The 16,182-nt window shown below is 62.0% G+C and carries 12 protein-coding genes; 6 read left to right on the top strand and 6 right to left on the bottom strand.

Annotated features, from left to right (window positions below; genetic code table 11):
* The first annotated feature begins 154 nt into the window (after window positions 1–154).
* Complete coding sequence (locus tag L4X63_RS17900; RefSeq protein ID WP_250680018.1) at window positions 155–2,347, top strand: lytic transglycosylase domain-containing protein; 2,193 nt, start codon at window positions 155–157, stop codon at window positions 2,345–2,347.
* 116 nt (window positions 2,348–2,463) lie between these two features.
* On the opposite strand, the gene L4X63_RS17895 is transcribed toward L4X63_RS17900, so the two are convergent.
* Complete coding sequence (locus L4X63_RS17895) at window positions 2,464–3,459, bottom strand: sugar phosphate nucleotidyltransferase (protein WP_250680017.1); 996 nt, start codon at window positions 3,457–3,459, stop codon at window positions 2,464–2,466.
* Window positions 3,460–3,749: 290 nt separating this feature from the next.
* Here L4X63_RS17895 and L4X63_RS17890 point away from each other — a divergent pair, with 290 nt between their 5' ends.
* The 4 genes from L4X63_RS17890 (at window position 3,750) to L4X63_RS17875 (ending at window position 8,495) form a co-directional block, all read left to right on the top strand.
* The gene (locus tag L4X63_RS17890; RefSeq protein WP_250680016.1) at window positions 3,750–4,193 is read left to right on the top strand and encodes a MarR family winged helix-turn-helix transcriptional regulator; all 444 of its coding nucleotides are present in this window, start codon (window positions 3,750–3,752) and stop codon (window positions 4,191–4,193) included.
* Window positions 4,194–4,207: 14 nt separating this feature from the next.
* On the top strand, window positions 4,208–5,575 hold the full coding sequence (locus L4X63_RS17885; RefSeq protein ID WP_250680015.1) for a TolC family protein: 1,368 nt from the start codon (window positions 4,208–4,210) through the stop codon (window positions 5,573–5,575).
* A 43-nt stretch (window positions 5,576–5,618) separates the two neighbouring features.
* Window positions 5,619–6,704 carry an HlyD family secretion protein gene (locus L4X63_RS17880; protein ID WP_250680014.1) on the top strand — a complete coding sequence of 362 codons (1,086 nt, stop codon included), beginning with the start codon at window positions 5,619–5,621 and terminating at the stop codon, window positions 6,702–6,704.
* 231 nt (window positions 6,705–6,935) lie between these two features.
* A complete protein-coding gene (locus L4X63_RS17875) occupies window positions 6,936–8,495 on the top strand; it encodes a DHA2 family efflux MFS transporter permease subunit (protein WP_250680013.1) in 1,560 nt (519 codons plus the stop codon).
* A gap of 64 nt (window positions 8,496–8,559) precedes the next feature.
* Here L4X63_RS17875 and L4X63_RS17870 read toward each other — a convergent pair whose 3' ends face one another.
* On the bottom strand, window positions 8,560–8,832 hold the full coding sequence (locus L4X63_RS17870) for a hypothetical protein (protein ID WP_250680012.1): 273 nt from the start codon (window positions 8,830–8,832) through the stop codon (window positions 8,560–8,562).
* A gap of 428 nt (window positions 8,833–9,260) precedes the next feature.
* On the opposite strand from L4X63_RS17870, the gene L4X63_RS17865 reads away from it, so the two are divergent.
* Window positions 9,261–9,617: a cysteine rich repeat-containing protein gene (locus tag L4X63_RS17865; protein WP_250680011.1), complete on the top strand. Its 357-nt coding sequence runs from the start codon at window positions 9,261–9,263 to the stop codon at window positions 9,615–9,617.
* Window positions 9,618–9,695: 78 nt separating this feature from the next.
* Here L4X63_RS17865 and L4X63_RS17860 read toward each other — a convergent pair whose 3' ends face one another.
* The 4 genes from L4X63_RS17860 to L4X63_RS17845 form a co-directional block, all read right to left on the bottom strand.
* A complete protein-coding gene (locus tag L4X63_RS17860; RefSeq protein ID WP_250680010.1) occupies window positions 9,696–11,309 on the bottom strand; it encodes a methyl-accepting chemotaxis protein in 1,614 nt (537 codons plus the stop codon).
* Window positions 11,310–11,471: 162 nt separating this feature from the next.
* Window positions 11,472–14,006, bottom strand: coding sequence for an SPFH domain-containing protein (locus L4X63_RS17855; protein WP_250680009.1), 2,535 nt, complete (start codon window positions 14,004–14,006; stop codon window positions 11,472–11,474).
* 72 nt (window positions 14,007–14,078) lie between these two features.
* The gene (locus L4X63_RS17850; RefSeq protein WP_250680008.1) at window positions 14,079–14,474 is read right to left on the bottom strand and encodes a hypothetical protein; all 396 of its coding nucleotides are present in this window, start codon (window positions 14,472–14,474) and stop codon (window positions 14,079–14,081) included.
* A gap of 171 nt (window positions 14,475–14,645) precedes the next feature.
* Window positions 14,646–16,178, bottom strand: coding sequence for a rhomboid family intramembrane serine protease (locus tag L4X63_RS17845; protein WP_250680007.1), 1,533 nt, complete (start codon window positions 16,176–16,178; stop codon window positions 14,646–14,648).
* Window positions 16,179–16,182: the final 4 nt, after the last annotated feature.

Below are 16,182 nucleotides of genomic sequence, written 5' to 3'. Positions count from 1 at the left end.
TAATGGATAATGCAGAAGCACCGGCGGAAAGTCAATGCCCACCAGCCGCCGGTCTCCGGCCGCGGCATCTTTAATGGGGCAATCTCTCCTTGCTATTTCATGATCCGTTCGGTAAAAGTAGGAGGTTAACCTTGCACCTCGGAGGCGTATTCCCATGCTGTTTTCCCGCATCATCGCAGCCGGATTGATCATAGTTTCGGCCACCCTTCCCGCTTCCGCAGTAACGACCAGGAACCTCCTCGACGCCCCCCTCACCGCCGCCGCGGCGCGCATGAAGGTGAAGGACTTCAACGGTGCCCGCACGGCCGCCCTGAAGAGCAACGAGGCCGGGGCCCGCGCCTTCCTGATCGGCATGGCGGACATCAAGCTCGAGAACTGGGAAGAGGCCGCCGCCCAACTCGCGGCCGCCGCCGAGAGCTACCCGCTTTTGGCCGACTACGCCCTCTACAATCAGGCCCTCGCCCTCTCCAAGCTGGAGCGTTACGACCAGGCGCTCAATCCCCTCTACCGGCTTTTGCAGCAGTACCCCGACAGCAGGCTGGTCCGGGCGGCCATGATCCTCTACGGAGACTCCATCGCATCCCGCGGCTATCCGAAGGAGGCGCTGGAGACCTACACCCTCTTCATCGAACGCTACCCCTCCGGGAGCGACTCCATCTCGGCCCTCTACGGCTCGGCCCTCTGCAAGGAGAAACTCGGCGACTCCAAGGCCGCCGCCTCCATCTTCCGCAGCCTCTGGCTCAAGTACCCCACCTCCCCCTATGCGGAGAAGGCGGCGGGCCAGCTCGAGTTGATGGCCCAGGCGGGAGTGACCGTCGCCCCCTACACCCCGGCGGAGCTCTACAAGCGTGCCGTCACCCTCTACGACCTCGGTCGGAGCAGGGATGCCGCCGACGCCCTGGCCAAGCTGCCGCTCGACGGTCAAAGCGACGACTTCGCCTTCCGGGTGCGCCTCAAGCTCGGACAGGCCCAGCTCAAGGCGCGCCACTACGACGATGCGCAGGCCACCTTCCGCGCCATCGTCAACAGGGGGGCCGCCAACGGCAACCTGGCCGAGGCGAGGTACTGGCTGGGCAAGGCGCTCGACAAGGCCGGCAAAACCGACGAGGCATACCAGGTATTCATGAAGCTCGCCGAGGTTCCCCGTTCCACCACGGTGGCGGACGACGCCCTCCTGGAGGCGGCCTACCTGAAGCGTTTCCAGAAGAAATGGGGGGAAGCGCAGCAACTTTTCAAAAGGTACCTCGACACCTACCCGGCACAGAGGACCCCGGCCGTCATCTGGGAGACCGCCTGGACGAGCTACCTCTCCCGCGACTACAAGGCCGCCGCCGGTTTCTTCAGGCAGCTTGCCGAGCGCGACGAGACCAGGGAGAAGGCGCTCTACTGGCTCGGCAAATCGCTCACCGCCACCGGCGACGGCAAGGGAGCCGAGTCCGCCTACTCGACGCTCGCCTCCGAGTACCCCTTCGGCTACTACGCCCTCATCTGCAACCGGATGTGCCCGATCTCCGCTTTCCCGCAGCCCCCGAGGAACCTGGCCGACTCGCTCGCCATGCCGGCCGGCTACGAGCGGGAAAAGGCGCTGATCTCCTTTGGCCTCTTCGACGAGGCGGGGCGCGAGCTGAGCGCCAAGAAGGGAAAGAACACCCTGGTGCTCGCCCGTCTCTACCTGGAGATGGGGAACTACAACGGCGCCTACCACCTGATCTCGCGGGAGAGGCCGAAGCGCTCGCTGTCGGAGAGCGGCCAGATGTGGGGGCTCTTCTACCCGCTGGCCTACCTCGACGAGGTCACCCACCAGGCCTCTGCCAACTCCATCCCCGATACCCTGGTCTGGGCGGTGATGAGAACCGAGAGCAACTACTTTCCGGGGGCGCTGTCGCCGGTCGGCGCGGTGGGGCTCATGCAGATCATGCCCGCCACCGCCGAGAGGATCTCGCGGGGCGACGGCTCCCGGCTCACCCGTCCCGACCTCAACATCCGGCTGGGGGCCAAACATCTCAGGAGCCTCTTGGCGAGCTACAACGGCAACATGACCCTCGCCATCGCCGCCTACAACGCCGGCTCGGGGAACGTCAACCGGTGGCAGAAGTCGCTGGGTGATCTCCCCCAGGACGAGTTCGTGGAGAGCATCCCCTTCCGCGAGACCCGGGAGTACGTCAAGAAGGTCGCCACCGCGATGGAGATCTACAAGAGGCTCTACCGCCTGCAGCCGGTCCCGGCCAAGGGCTCCGCCCCCCAGACCGGGATTAAGGAAGAGCCCCAGGGCTCCGCTCCTCCCGCTCCTCCCGCGTCCGCCGAACCCTCGGAACCCGCCCCCCAGCAGCCCGCCGCCGGACAGTGACCGGCACGGTGGGTAGCGCTTGCCCCAAAGGTGACGGAGGTTCCCCCCTCACCCGGCGCACATAAAAAAAAAGGGCGGCCATGACGGCCGCCCTTTTCATTTTCTTCCCTCTCCCCCTACCCTTCCATCTCGATGTGGGAGTGGTCCCCGATATTCATCCTCCTCGTCCCCCCAATAAGGTGTACGCAGTCCCCGAGGATCGAGTGGTGCAGCACGATGTTGCTGACGTGGGAGTCGCTGTTGACGATGGTCTCCTTCAGGATGCTGGCCTCCACCACGCTGCCGGCGGCCACCGAGACGTTGGGGCCGAGGATGGAGCCCCTGACCACGGCCCCCTTCTCGATGTGCACCGGCTCGATCAGCACCGAATCGACCACCTCGCCGTGGTTGTGATGGCGCCCGGCCAGGAGGTAGCTGTTGGTCTGCAAAAGGGTCTCCGGCGTCCCGCAGTCGAGCCAGGCGTCGATCTCGGGAGCCCTGAACTTCAGGCCATCCCTGATCATCCGCATGAAGACCGCCGGGAGGTAGTACTCACCCTTCACCGTCTCGCAGGCGTGGATGGTCTTTTCCAGGTATTCCATGAAGGAGAGGCCGTCCTTCAGGTAGTAAAGACCCACCTGGGCCAGCTTGGAGATCAGGGTGTCCGGTTTCTCCACCATGTCGACGATGATACCGTCGCGGACAACGTTGACCCCGAAGCGCTGGTAGTCTTCCACCTCTTTAGAGTAGATGAGTCCGTCGCAGCCGTCGCAGAGGGAGGGGATGCGGGTCAGGTCGGCGTCGAAGATGGTGTCGTTGAAGACGATCAGGAGGTCGTCCCCCTTGTTGATGTAGGGCGAGGCCAGCGACACGGCGTGGGCCGGTCCCTTACGGTCCTTCTGAACGATATAGCGGCAGTTGAGGTTGGGAAAGACGCACTGCATGAATTCCTGGACCTGGCAGCCGTTGTCGTCGGTTATGAAGAGGAATTCGGTTGCATTGAGCGGGATGAGCCGGCTGATGATGTGTTCCAGCACGGTCTTTCCGGCGACGTGAACGAGCGACTTCGCCTTCGTGTGAGTGTGCGGCCGCAGCCTTGTGCCTTTGCCCGCAACCGGGAGCAATATCTTCATTATGGGATCCCCTTTTGAATAGATAGCAGAAAAGCAGGCCACCGCTGCCAGTGACTGTAAGTGGGAGAAATCATGTCACGACCGGGCGAGCACGTCCAGATACGAAGGATTGAAATACTACCATAGAAGAGATCCCCATTCCACCAACAATTTTCACGAGTTTGCCCCCGCGGCGCCCCTTCGAGCCCCCCTCAAGGAACAATTGACAGCATACTGATTATATGCATAATGACCATCTCGATGAAACGGGCTCGTGCCGGACCGGCACCGGAGAGCGGAAAAGAGAGGATATGTCAGCCAACAAACCGCAGCAGACCAAGCGGATCGTGATCGGGGAGAGCGTCGGCTTTTTGCTCGCCAAGGCGTACCAGCGCGCCTGCCTGGTCTTCAAGGAAGAGTTCGAGGGTTACGAGCTGACTCCCCAGCAGTTCGGGCTTTTAGGCTTTCTCTGGCAGGAAGACGGTCTCACCCAGACCGAACTCTCCGCCAGGAGCCAGATCGACCGGACGACCATGGGCGGGCTCATCGACCGACTGGAGAAAGAGGGGCTGGTAGCGAGGTACAGCCATCCGGAAGACCGCCGGGCCTACCAGATCTGCCTTACCGAAGTGGGCAAGGCGCTGCAGCCCCAGCTGACCCCGTTGGCCTTGCGGGTCCAGGAGCGGGTGGTAGAGAAGCTCGAGCCGCACGAAGTGGAGATTTTGAGGAACCTTTTGGAGAAGATGCGCAGTTGAGTGGGGAGAGTTCCATGTTCAAGAGCATCATCGTGCTGGTGGCCCTCGGTGTGGGCACCGGCATTTCCTATGCCGACACACTGAGTCTGAAGGATTGTCTGGGCAGAGCGGCAGCGGCCAACCTGGGGTTGAAGGCGGCGTCCCGTGACGTTGCGATCAGGCGTGAGCAGGAGACCGTGGCGGGGAGCACCCGTTTGCCGCGGGTCGACGTTCAGGCCGGTTACACCGCGCAACTGGAGCCGCAGGCGGCCAAGTTCGGTCCCCTGGTGGCCGAGACCCAGGATGCGGATTTTGCCACCTTCAACCTGGGGATCTACCAGACCCTATACGATTTCGGGAGGACCAAGGCGCGGGAAGGAGCCGCCCGGGTAGCGACCGATGCCGCGCGGCAGAGCTATGCCGCGGGGGAGCAGGATCTTTTCCTGCAGGTAGTGCGGGCCTACTACGGGATTCTCGAGACCGGGAAATTCGTCGGCGCGGCGAAGGACGAGCTGGCCTCCATGGTCTCGCACCAGCAGACCGCGAAGGCGATGTACGAAGAAGGCGTGGTGACCAGGAACGACCTGTTGCAGGCCGAGGTTCGGGTAGCCAACAGCAGGCAACGGGTGCTGGCCGCCGAGAACGCCGTAGAAAACGGCTGGCTGTTGCTGAACTACCTGACCGGCGCCCCCGCCGGATATCGTGGCGAGCTGGTGGAAGAGACCGTACAGCTCCCGCCCACCGGCTCCGCCTCCACCGGTTCCACTGTTCTTTCAGGGTCCACCGGGTCCACCGGGTCCACGCCGTCCACCGGGTCCACCCCAAAGCCGGCCTCGGCCCCCCAGTCGGCCCCTCCCCCGTCCGACCTCTTCGTCAAGCGGACCGAGCTGCAGGCCCAGCGGGACGTAGTAGCCGCGCAGGACTACCTGGTGCAGGAAGCGAAGACCGACTACTACCCCGAGTTCTTCGCCCACCTGGGACTCGATTACATGCAGAACAGCAGAGTCCGCGAGCAGGCGATCATGTCCGCCACCATCGGTCTCAAGGTGAACCTTTTCGACGGCAACGCCAAGACCTCGCGCCTGCGGCAGGCAGTCGAAGAGCGTAGCCGCGAAGAAGACCGCCTGAGGGACCTGGAGCTGAAGATCCGCTTGGAGCTGGCCACCGCCCAGAACGACCTGAAGGTTGCCGCCGCCCGCATCGACGCGAGCGAAAAAGCCATTTCCCAGGGGATCGAGAACCTGAGGATCACCAAGGACCGCTACGCCGAGAAGGTCGGCACCGCCACCGACGTGGTCGATGCCCAGACCCTTTTGACCCTGACCCGCACCGACTACTACCAGAGCGTCTTCGATTACGAAGTGGCGGCCGCCCGGGTGAAACGGGCGACCGGAGAACTGTAACAAGGAACGAGAGCCGAGCCTGGCCGCAGATAAAGAGGTAACCATGTCTGAAGAGAAAGCACCGACCACCACCGCTGAAGAGGAAACCACCGGCAAGAAAGGGATGAGCAAGAAAAAGCGCGGCGGCATCATCCTTCTCGTCCTGCTCATCTGCGCCGCCTTCTTCGGCGGACGCCAGTGGGTCCGCGGCAAGACCCATATCGAGACCGACGACGCCTTCATCGAATCCCACATCCACTCCGTGGCCAGCCGGGTCCCGGCATTGGTGAAACGGGTGGCCGTGGCCGACAACCAGTTCGTCCACAAGGGGGACCTCCTGGTCGAGCTGGACGACGCCGACTACCGGGCACGGATGAAAACCGCTGCCGCCTCGCTGGAGATCGCCCGCAACGAAACCTCCGGCGATCAGGCCCAGGTGGAAAGCGCCAAGGCCAGCGTCGGCCTCGCCGTAGCGCGACTGGACCAGGCGAAGCTGGATCTCAAGCGCGGGGAGAAGCTCTACGCCAAGGAAGTCATCCCCAAGGAGCAATTGGAGAAACTGCAGACCGCCAAGACCGTTGCCGAGATGCAGCTGAGAGAAGCGCAGGAAGGCGAACGGAGAGCCAAGGCGCTATTGGGTGCCGCCGGCCCGGGTTCCCGCGAGGCCCGCGTCGCGCAGAAGCAGGGTGAGCTGGAAACCGCCGCCCTCAACACCTCCTATACCCGGATCGTGGCTCCCACCGACGGCTACGTGACCCGCAAATCCGTCGAGCAGGGAAACTACATTCAGCCCGGGCAGGCGCTGATGGCGCTGGTGACCCTGGAAGACGCATGGATCACCGCCAACTACAAGGAGAGCCAGCTGACCGACGTGCATCCCGACCAGCCGGTGGAATTCACCGTCGACACCTACCCCGGGCACGTATTCAAGGGGACCGTCGACAGCATCATGGCCGGCACCGGAGCCGCCTTCTCCATGCTCCCCCCCGAAAACGCCACCGGCAACTACGTGAAAGTCGTACAGAGGATCCCGGTCAAGATCGCCATCGATAAGGGTAGCGATCCGCAGCACCTGTTGAGGGTCGGGATGAGCGTCGTCCCCACCATCCTCACCGGCAAGCGCTTCAAGGACGTCGTCAAAGGACACTAAAAATCCAGCCACGGAGAACTGCGGAGAAAATCAAAATCGTAGCCACGGAGACACGGAGAACATCGGAGAAAACCTTTTAGAGAGAGGTACATCTTCGTTTTTGGTAAAAATAAGGCTTTTAAGCCTCAACTCTGAAGCCTTTGAAGTTCTCCGATTTTCTCCGTGTCTCCGTGGCGCATGTTTTTTGTCTTCTCCGGATTTTCTCCGTAGCTCCGTGGCGAACAGATATTTATGACAAAAGCAGAAGACGAAAAACAAGTTAACAAGTGGCTGGTAACCATCACGGTCATGCTCCCGGCCATCATGGAGATCGTCGACACCTCGGTCGCCAACGTGGCGCTCCCGCACATGCAGGGGAGCCTCAACGCCGGTACCGACGAGATCACCTGGGTGCTGACCTCCTACCTGGTCAGTAACGCCGTCGTCCTCCCGATGACCGGCTGGCTCGCCCGCATGTTCGGCCGCAAGCGCTTCCTGATGACCTGCATCGTCCTCTTCACGCTTGCCTCCTTCCTCTGCGGCGCGGCCCCCAGCCTCGGCGCCCTCATCTTCTTCCGCGTCCTGCAAGGTGCCGCCGGCGGTGCGCTCATCCCCATCAGCCAGGCGATCCTCATGGAAACCTTCCCCCCCTACCAGCAGGGGATGGCGATGGCAATTTTCGGCATCGGCGCCATGTTCGGCCCCATCATCGGCCCCGCCCTCGGCGGCTGGATCACCGACAACATGAGCTGGCGGTGGATCTTCTACATCAACATGCCGATCGGGGTCGTCGCCATGGTCATGGCCACCTTCTTCATCTTCGACCCCAGCTATATCAAGCGCGCCAAGGCCACTATCGACTACTGGGGACTGGCGCTTCTGGTGGTCGGTCTGGGTGCGCTCCAGATCGTGCTCGACAAGGGGCAGCAGGAGGACTGGTTCAACTCGCCGTTAATCCTTGCGTTCTCGGCCATCTCCGCCTTCTCGCTGCTCTCGCTGGTCTACGTTGAGCTTACCCATCCGCATCCCATCGTGAACCTGCGGCTCTTCAAGAACGTATCCTTCTCGGCCGGCAATCTCATCATGTTCGCGGTCGGCTTCTGCCTGTACAGCTCCATTATGCTGATCCCGCTCTTTCTCCAGACCCTGATGGGCTACAACGCCACCATGGCAGGCATGGTGCTCGCCCCGGGCGGGGTGGCGACCCTCGTCTGCATGCCGTTCGTGGGAGCCATCATCCAGCGCTACGACGGCAGGAAGGTCGTTCTTTGCGGCCTCACCGTCGGGGCCATCTCCATGTTCATCATGCAGCACTTCTCCATGGAGGCGGCGTACCGCGACTTCGTCTGGCCCCGCGTGGTGCTCGGCGTCGGCCTCGCCATGACCTTCGTCCCCCTCACCACCCTCACCCTCTCCACCATTGCCAAGGAGGAGATGGGGAACGCGACGGGGATGTACAGCCTGCTCAGGAACATCGGGGGGAGCGTCGGGATCGCCATCTCCGCCACCCTGCTGCAGCGCTACGCCCAGTTCTACCAGACCAACCTGGTTGCCCACGTGACCCCGTACAGCCCGGCCGCCCAATCGAAAATCGCCATGCTGAAGGCGGCCACCATGGCCAAGGGGGTGGATGCGGTAACCGCCCAGAAAACAGCCCTCGGGATCGTCTACGGGACGGTAGTGAAGCAGTCCTACATGCTCTCCTACAACCGGATCTTCTTCATCGTCGGCATGGCCTTCATCGTCATCATCCCCCTGCTCCTGCTCCTGAAGAAGCCGGTCCATCACGCCCGCCCTCCCGCCGCCCACTGAATAAAAAGAGGCGAAGGGAATTTCCCTCCGCCTCTTTCTCTATCTTCCGGTAGCGTTCCGCCCCTTACTTCTTTTCTTCCCTCTCCTGAGCCATCCGCGCCTCATGTGCCTGGCGGACCCGCTGCTGCTCTGCCCAGTGGGCATCCCAGTCCTTGGTCCTCACCAGCCGCAGCGCGAAGCTTCCCAGGATGATGCAGAAGCCGAAGAATGTCTGCATGACCTTGAACCCATCAATCAGGCCATAGACCACGCAGCCGATCCCGACGATGCAGATGACGGTCTCCGTGGAGAACAGTTGTGCCATCAGCGACTTTTTCCCTTTATTACCGTCCGTCATCACTCCTCCGTGTCAGAACCTGTCCCGGCATCCGTCGCCGACGGGGGCCATTATAGCCTATGGCTCAATCCAGGCACAACCGGAAAAGCTCCTCTCGCCAAAAGCGCCCGCTCCTTTAAATCTACCCTCGCCCGGCCTCCGGCCACCCATTCTGATCCCTCACCATCCCACGCTCATCGGCTGCGGCTGCCATCGTCGTTCCTCCTGTACCTACCCTATAGATGCTTCGGGAGACGAAAAGGTTCCCAACATTTTCTAGTAACGATTTTACTCGATGGGGAGCGGCCCCGCGTTGACATCCCTCGATGGTGAACTACAATCCGCTTTGTTACCGGCCTCCGGCACGAGGCACCGGGGGAGAGGCGTCTCACAAGGAGAGGAGCGAGGATGTGGGGAACAATGGGGTGGAGCATTTCAGGGAGGTAATCATGAAAATTGCCAGTTTCACCGTAATCGCAGCGTTGATGGCATCGACCGCCATGGCGGCCCAGCGGCCCTGTGCGGACGACGTAGCTACCTGGTGCAAGGATGTCAAGCCGGGAGGGGGAAGGATCTTCGCCTGCCTGAAGTCGCACGAGGAATCGGTCTCCGCCACCTGCAAGGAGCACCTCAATCAGGTGAAAGAAACCGTGCGCGAGGCCCAGCAGGCGTGCCAGGACGACATCGACCAGTTCTGCGGGAACGTGCAGGCCGGGAGGGGACGCATGATGAAATGCCTGAGACGCCATCAGGGCGAACTGTCGCCGGAATGCCGCCAGGCACTGCAGAAAGGGCACCGGATGTAGAACTTCTCTCCCGCCAGCAAAAATGACCCCGGGGCTCCTTAGCCCGGGGTCTTTTATTGCGTCAAGATCGTCGGAGATTTACCCCAGCCGGAAGCGGGAGACGAGCGTTTGCAGCTGATCGGCGTGCCGGGAGAGCTCGTGCGACGCTGCGGCGGTCTCGTTGGCGCCGCGGGCCGCTTCGTTGACGATGGTGGCGACGCGATGCACGTTGGAGGAAATCTGGTTGGTAGTGGCCATCTGCTCCTCGGCCGCGGTCGCCATCTGGTTGATCTCCAGGGTCACATCGTTGATCTGTTGGAGGATCTCCTCCAGCGCCTCCCCCGATTTCTCCGAAGTGGCCGCCCCCTTCTCTACCTCCCGGACACCGTCCTCCATGGCGCGAACCGCCGTCATGGTCTCCGATTGGATACTCTTGATCATCTCCGAGATCTCGCGCGTCGCCTTGGTCGTCCGCTCGGCCAGGGCCCGCACCTCGTCGGCCACCACCGCGAATCCCCTCCCCTGCTCGCCCGCGCGAGCCGCTTCGATGGCGGCATTCAACGCCAAAAGGTTGGTCTGGTCGGCGATGTCCTCGATGGTCCCAACGATCTGGCCGATCTGCTCCGACCGCTCCCCGAGGCTCTCCACCGTCTGGGCGCTCTGCCTTACCCGTTCCGCGATCTTGGCCATGCCCGCGATGGTTTCCTGGACCACCTCGCCTCCCCGGGAAGCGGATTCGCTCGTCCTTCGCGAGCTTTCCACCGCCCTGGTGCAGTTCAAGGCGATATCGCTGCTGGTGGCACTCATCTGCTCGGTGGCCGTGGCGACGCTCCCCGTCTGGTTGGCGACCTCTTCGGTACCTGACGCGATCTTTTGCGAGGTGGAGCGCATCTGTCCGGCGGCCGTGGCCACCAGCGACGACGCTTGGCTCACCTCGCTCAGCACCTCCCGCATCTTCTCCACCAGGCGCCGCGACGAATCAGCCAAGTGGCCGATCTCGTCGTTTCCGGCCAAACTCACCGTCACCGCCAGGTTGCCGTCCGCAATCTGATCGTTGACTGCCGCCAGCTCGGCAACCGGTTTGGTGATGCTCCTCGTGACGAAGAAGCCGAAGAAGAGGCTTAACCCCGCCGCAATGGCGGAGAACACGATGCTCAGTGCCAGCGTCTCCCGGTACTTGGTCTCCGTATCATCCGTGGTGTTACGGAGAAGCTTCTCCTCGTGGGCCAGCATGTCCTTGATGGCGCCCGTGTACCGGTCCTGCGCCCCCTGGTAGGAATCGATCAGGAGCTCGCCCGCCTCCTTCTTGCGGTTGGCCTGAATCAGGGCCATGACGTTTTTCTGCACCGACTTGTAGCTTTCCCGCTGTTCGTTTATCAGACCCAGCAGGCGTTTCCCCTCCTCGTCCTGGACCGTCTTCTTGAGCTTGTCGAAATTTTCCAGCGTGGACTTGGTGGGTCCACCGATCTTTTCAAGCTCCTTTTTCATCTCGTCCGGATTCTCGATGAGGACGGCGTTTCTCAGGGTCAGAGAATTCTTGTTGATGTTGTCATTGATGGTATTCAACATCACGGTTTTCGGCCATTGATCATTGGTTATGACTTTGACCATTCCATTAACATGCGCAAACATCGTAACGGTGAATGCACTCAGTGCAAGGATGATTACCAGTATCACCCCGAAACTCAGTCTCAGCCTCGTCCCAATCTTCATCGACATCCTCCCGTACTACCTTCCAGAGTGGTTACAGACCAATTCATCCTCTTATCGACGAGGCTCGCGCCTACTGAAGTGAAATCACCGTATGCCGGACAAAAAAAGAGGGCCACCGGTCCCCGGTAGCCCTCTTCGTTGTTGCTGCTGCATTTGTTTCCGTTACAGCTTGGCGGGCGGACCGCTCTGTCCCCCCTGGTGCGGCTCGGAATGTCTGCGGGTTAGCGCCATCAGGTCGACGCCCGGCAACAACCGGCTCAGCTGCCCCATCAGGCCGTCGACGGCACTACCGCCGCCGGTCACCAGCACGTCCGGGACGATCTTGATGGCCCCCTGTTCGATGGCCTGCGAGATCAGCTCGACGATCTTGATCTGCTTGATAGCCTCCTCGCCGATGGCCTCCTGCTGCTTCTCGTAGGCCTGGGCGGTCGCCTCGCCGATGGCGGCGATCTTGGCGGCCTCCCCCTCGCCTATCGCCTTCAAGCGCTTACCTTCGCCGGTTCCCTCCAGCGCCTTGGCCTCGGCGGACCCCTCGGCCAGGGTAATCATCTCCGTCTTCTTCTGGGTCGCCACCTTCACCGCGATCTCGGAAGCGACCAGCGTCGGCTGCTGATCCGCGGTGGCGCGCATCTTCTCCATTTCGGTACGCTCCGCCTGCGAGCGCTGCTCCATCTTGAACATCTCCTGCTGCTGCTCGGCAATGATCCGCTTGGTCTGGGTCTGCATCAGCTCCTCGGGAAGCCGGATCTGGCAGATGAGGACCGACACGCACTCGACGTGGTAGCGCTCGAGGTCGGCGCGGGCCCTCAGCTCCGCCTTGGCCTGCTCCTCCGACCGGCTCTGGAGGAAGTTCATCGCCGAGGCGGTGGAGGCCTGGTTGCGGAAGGAGGAATCGATCATCGGATGAATGACATGCTGGATCAGGTTGTCGATGGAGCCAACCTTGGCGACCATGTACGGCGCCTGGTCCGGGCGGACCCTGATGACCACCTTGACCGAGACCTGGATCGGGAAGCCGTCCTTGGAGATGACGGTCAGCTGGTCGAAGCGGGTGTCCTCCTGGTCGTCCCAGTCGATAGTGATGTTGGTGGTGTCGATGATGTAGGCCATGAAGGCGCGCCGGTTGAGGTAGTAGCGGCCGGGGCCCGCCACCTCTTCCTGGATGCCGCGGAATCCCTTGGGAACCACGTAGCGCTCCTTCCCCTCCTCCTCGGAGGGATCGTGCTGGGAGGCGCCCAGCCGCTTCTTCATCTCTTCGGTCGGGTCGTCGCCGACGTTGGAGACGATGACGCCGACCTGCCCGCGCTCGACCACCGCGACGTTGTCGATCTCCACCGCGAACATGAAGGGGTTGATGTAGTAGGTACCGGGGCGCAGCACGTCGAGCTGCGGTCCGCGCTGCCCGTTTTTGGAGAGGAAGGCGGAGCCGTCCTGGTAATCGTTATGCCCGGTGATGGGCGCGGCCACGTACTCGCGCTCGGGGAGAGGGAGTCCGTCGAGGGCGGTAACCAGGCCGATCTTGTTAGCCTCCACCACCACCGCCGGGGCGACCTGGATGGAGAAAAGGTTCAGGTTGATACGGTAGGTACCCGGCAAGAGGACGTCGATCTGCGGCCCCTTCTGCCCGCCGTTTTTCAGGAAGGCCTCGCCGTTCTCGTAGTTGGAGTGCCCCGGCACGCTCTGGGCAAGCAGGCGCCCCATCGGGATCGGCGCACCGTCCTGGGCGGTCACCACGCCGACCTCACCCTTGTTGATGACCACCGCGGCCGCCTTGGTTACCCGGAAGAGGTTCGGGTGGATACGGTAGACGCCCGGGGGAAGGATCTCGGTCTGGGGCCCCTTCTGGCCACCGTTGGAGATGAAGTCCTGCCCGGACTGAAAGGAGTTGTGGCTGGGGACCACGGCGGCGAAGATGCGGCCGGCGGGAATCGCGGAGCCGTCGGCCGATTCCACGAGGCCGATCTCCCCTTCCCCGACCTTGGTGGCCTGGCTCTTGGTCACCTTGAAGAGGTAGGGATTGATGCGGTAGTTGCCCGGCGGGATGATCTCGATCTGGGGCCCTTTCTGGCCGCCGTTGTTGATGAACTCCTCACCGTTTTGGTAGGAGGAGTGCCCCTGCACCGCGTGGGCGAAGATCCGTCCCTCGGGGATGGCGGCGCCGTCGACCGACTCGACGATGCCGATCTCGTTGTCCGCAATCTCGGTGACCTTCCCCTTGGTGAGTTTGAAGAGGTAGGGGTTGATCCGGTACTTCCCCGGAGGGAGCACCTCGATCTGGGGCCCCTTCTGGCCGCCGTTGCGGATGAAGGCCTCGCCGTCCTGGTAGGAGTTGTGGCCGGTGACCACCGCGGCGAAGATGCGGCCCGAAGGGATGGCCGAGCCGTCCACCGACTCGATCAGCCCGATCTCGTCGTCGAGGATCTCGGTGAAGACGCTCTTGGTCGCCTTGTAGATGAAAGGGATGAGGAAGTGGAGCCCCGGGCCGAGGGTGCGGGCCTGGATGCCAACCTCGTTGCCGAGGGCGACCACCCTCCCCTGCGGCATCTTCTTGCCGAACCAGCGGCGCTCGATCAGGGCGATCTCGTTGCCGCTGACCACGACGACCGAGTTCCAGAGCAGCACGATCAAGACAGCGAGGGCAATCAGGTAGTAATAGTGGTGGCCGATCCAACTCAACAGCGATCCTGCATCAAGCATTTACTCCTCCGAAGTTCGTTCAGTGTTGTACGTCGTCAATCCTGCCAGCCGTCTGGCAGCTAGTAGTTGTTTTCATCTCTTCCGTTTGCACGCCTTCCGGGCCAGGTACAGCAGCCAGAAAGCGATGATGGGCGGTCCCATCTGGCTTGCCGCGACCGCACCGCTGCGGCTGTCGCCTGCCACGTCGGAGAGGACGATGACGGCCAATCCGCTGACAATGGAAACGGAGGCGAGCACGATGCTGAAGAACCATGCGTAGTAGTTGAGCTTGCAAAGGCCGATGCCGCTCACCACGAAAAGCACGGCCAGGCCCAGCATGAGGAAATGGAGCGGCCGGATCGGGTTACCGGGAAGCAGCACCAGCACGAACACCGCCAGTCCGTACATGATCTGCAAGGCACCCAGCACCCGTGCGCTCGTACTCCCCGGGATCGCCTCCTCCTCCAGTTCGCCGATGTGGTCTTCCATCAGATGCCTCCATCGATCCGCCGCTTCCCGCGGCAGGGGCAGGCAGTGGCTGAGCCGGGCCCGCTCGTTCCCTCTCTCACACGGCCGGCACCACCTGCGGGCATTTCGGGTACTCATGACAGACCCAGAACACGCCTCCGGCGTGCGGCCCGTTGGTGGCGCGGCGGCGGCTCATCTTGCCGGAACAGGCGGGACAACACTGCTCCTCTTCCCCGGGGGGGGCGGGGCGGCAACCTCCCGGCCGGAAGCCGGGCTCGCCTCCTCCGCGGTCTCTTCGTCCACGTCCAGCTTCAGCCTGACGCGGGCCGCGGCGGGAGCATCGGGGAATTCCTCCACGAACTGACGATAGCGCCGGTGCGCCAGTTCGAATTCGCCGGTCTCTTCGAGAAGCCTGCCGCACTGGAACAGCGCACGCTCGCGGTCGGGTGGAGAAGCTTTTGGGTTGTCGGCGAGCAGGGAAAAGGCCCGCAGGGCAATCTCGCTGTTCTTCAAGCGTAAGGCATAAGTGCCGATGGTATCGATCACCCGCGCCTCGAGCTGGACATGATACTTGTAAGAATACTCATAGAAGGCCTCGAGAGCCAGTTGCGGAGTCTCCTTTAACAGCGATTCGATGGACCTGCAGTAGAGGGAATCGGCTTCCTCACTGTTGAACACCCTGGATTTCAGACGCGCCATGGCAAGGAGAGCTTCGCCGGAGCCGGGATTTCTTTCCAGTGCAATATTGAGAGATCTTTCGCCGTCCTCCATCCATTGAGCGGTTTCCGCCGCCTTGATGCCGATCTCGAGGTGACGCTCCTCGATGGCATCGTTCCCCAGTTTCAGGAACCAACCCGCCACCACCATCCCGGTGATCATCCCGCCGAGGTGGACCCAGTGACCGATGTGGGAGTATTTGCCCGCGATCTGGGATAGGCCGCCTGCCAGGTCAGAGTAGAAAAAGAGCCCGATGACTACCAGGGAGTTCAGGCGAAGCTTGAAACTGATCGGGAAGATCAGGGAGAAAACGCCCATTATCGGTACGGGAAAGATCATGCTCTTGAAGTAGCAGCGCACGGCAAAGATCCCCATGATACCGGCGATGGCACCGGAAGCGCCGAGACAGTGGCCGGCGTTCTCCAGAAAGACATACTCGACGATGACAAAGAGAAGCCCTCCCATCACCCCGGTGAAGAGATACAGAAAGAGAAAGGTCCCGCTGTCGATCCTTCGCTCCACCGCCGATCCGACCACCCAGAGAAAGGCCATGTTCCCCCAGAGGTGGCTGTTGCTGCCGTGCAGGAACATGGAACTCAGGGCGCTCACCGGGAGATTCCAGAAATCCGGGTGCTGGGGGAGAAAGATCAGGTTATCGGAAATGAGATCGTCGGGGAGGCTACTCTGGACGGTGTAAAAAATCAGCACGTTCAGAATGATCAAGCCGTAGGTCACGGTCGGTACCCGCTCGCTTTTTCGCTCCGAGCCGGTACTCATGACGGGGATAAAGGTCAGATGCTCTTTCAGGATCTCCCAGGGGCCGGAACCGGTCAGCCTCATCTGGTACCGGAGATACATGAAAAACAGTAACGGCAAGAAGAGCAGCACGAAACCGATCAGCCCGCCAACCAGTTCGCGGGCGAGGATCAGAATGACGACCAGCCCCAGCACCTTGGCTATGAAGGCCTGTTCGACATGACGATCGAAGTATCCGGTTTCCGTTTCCATCTTC

Source organism: Geomonas sp. Red32 (assembly GCF_023652955.1).
Lineage (GTDB): Bacteria > Desulfobacterota > Desulfuromonadia > Geobacterales > Geobacteraceae > Geomonas.
Note: the sequence above shows the minus strand (reverse complement) of the source record. Positions and strands in the feature narration are given on the sequence as shown.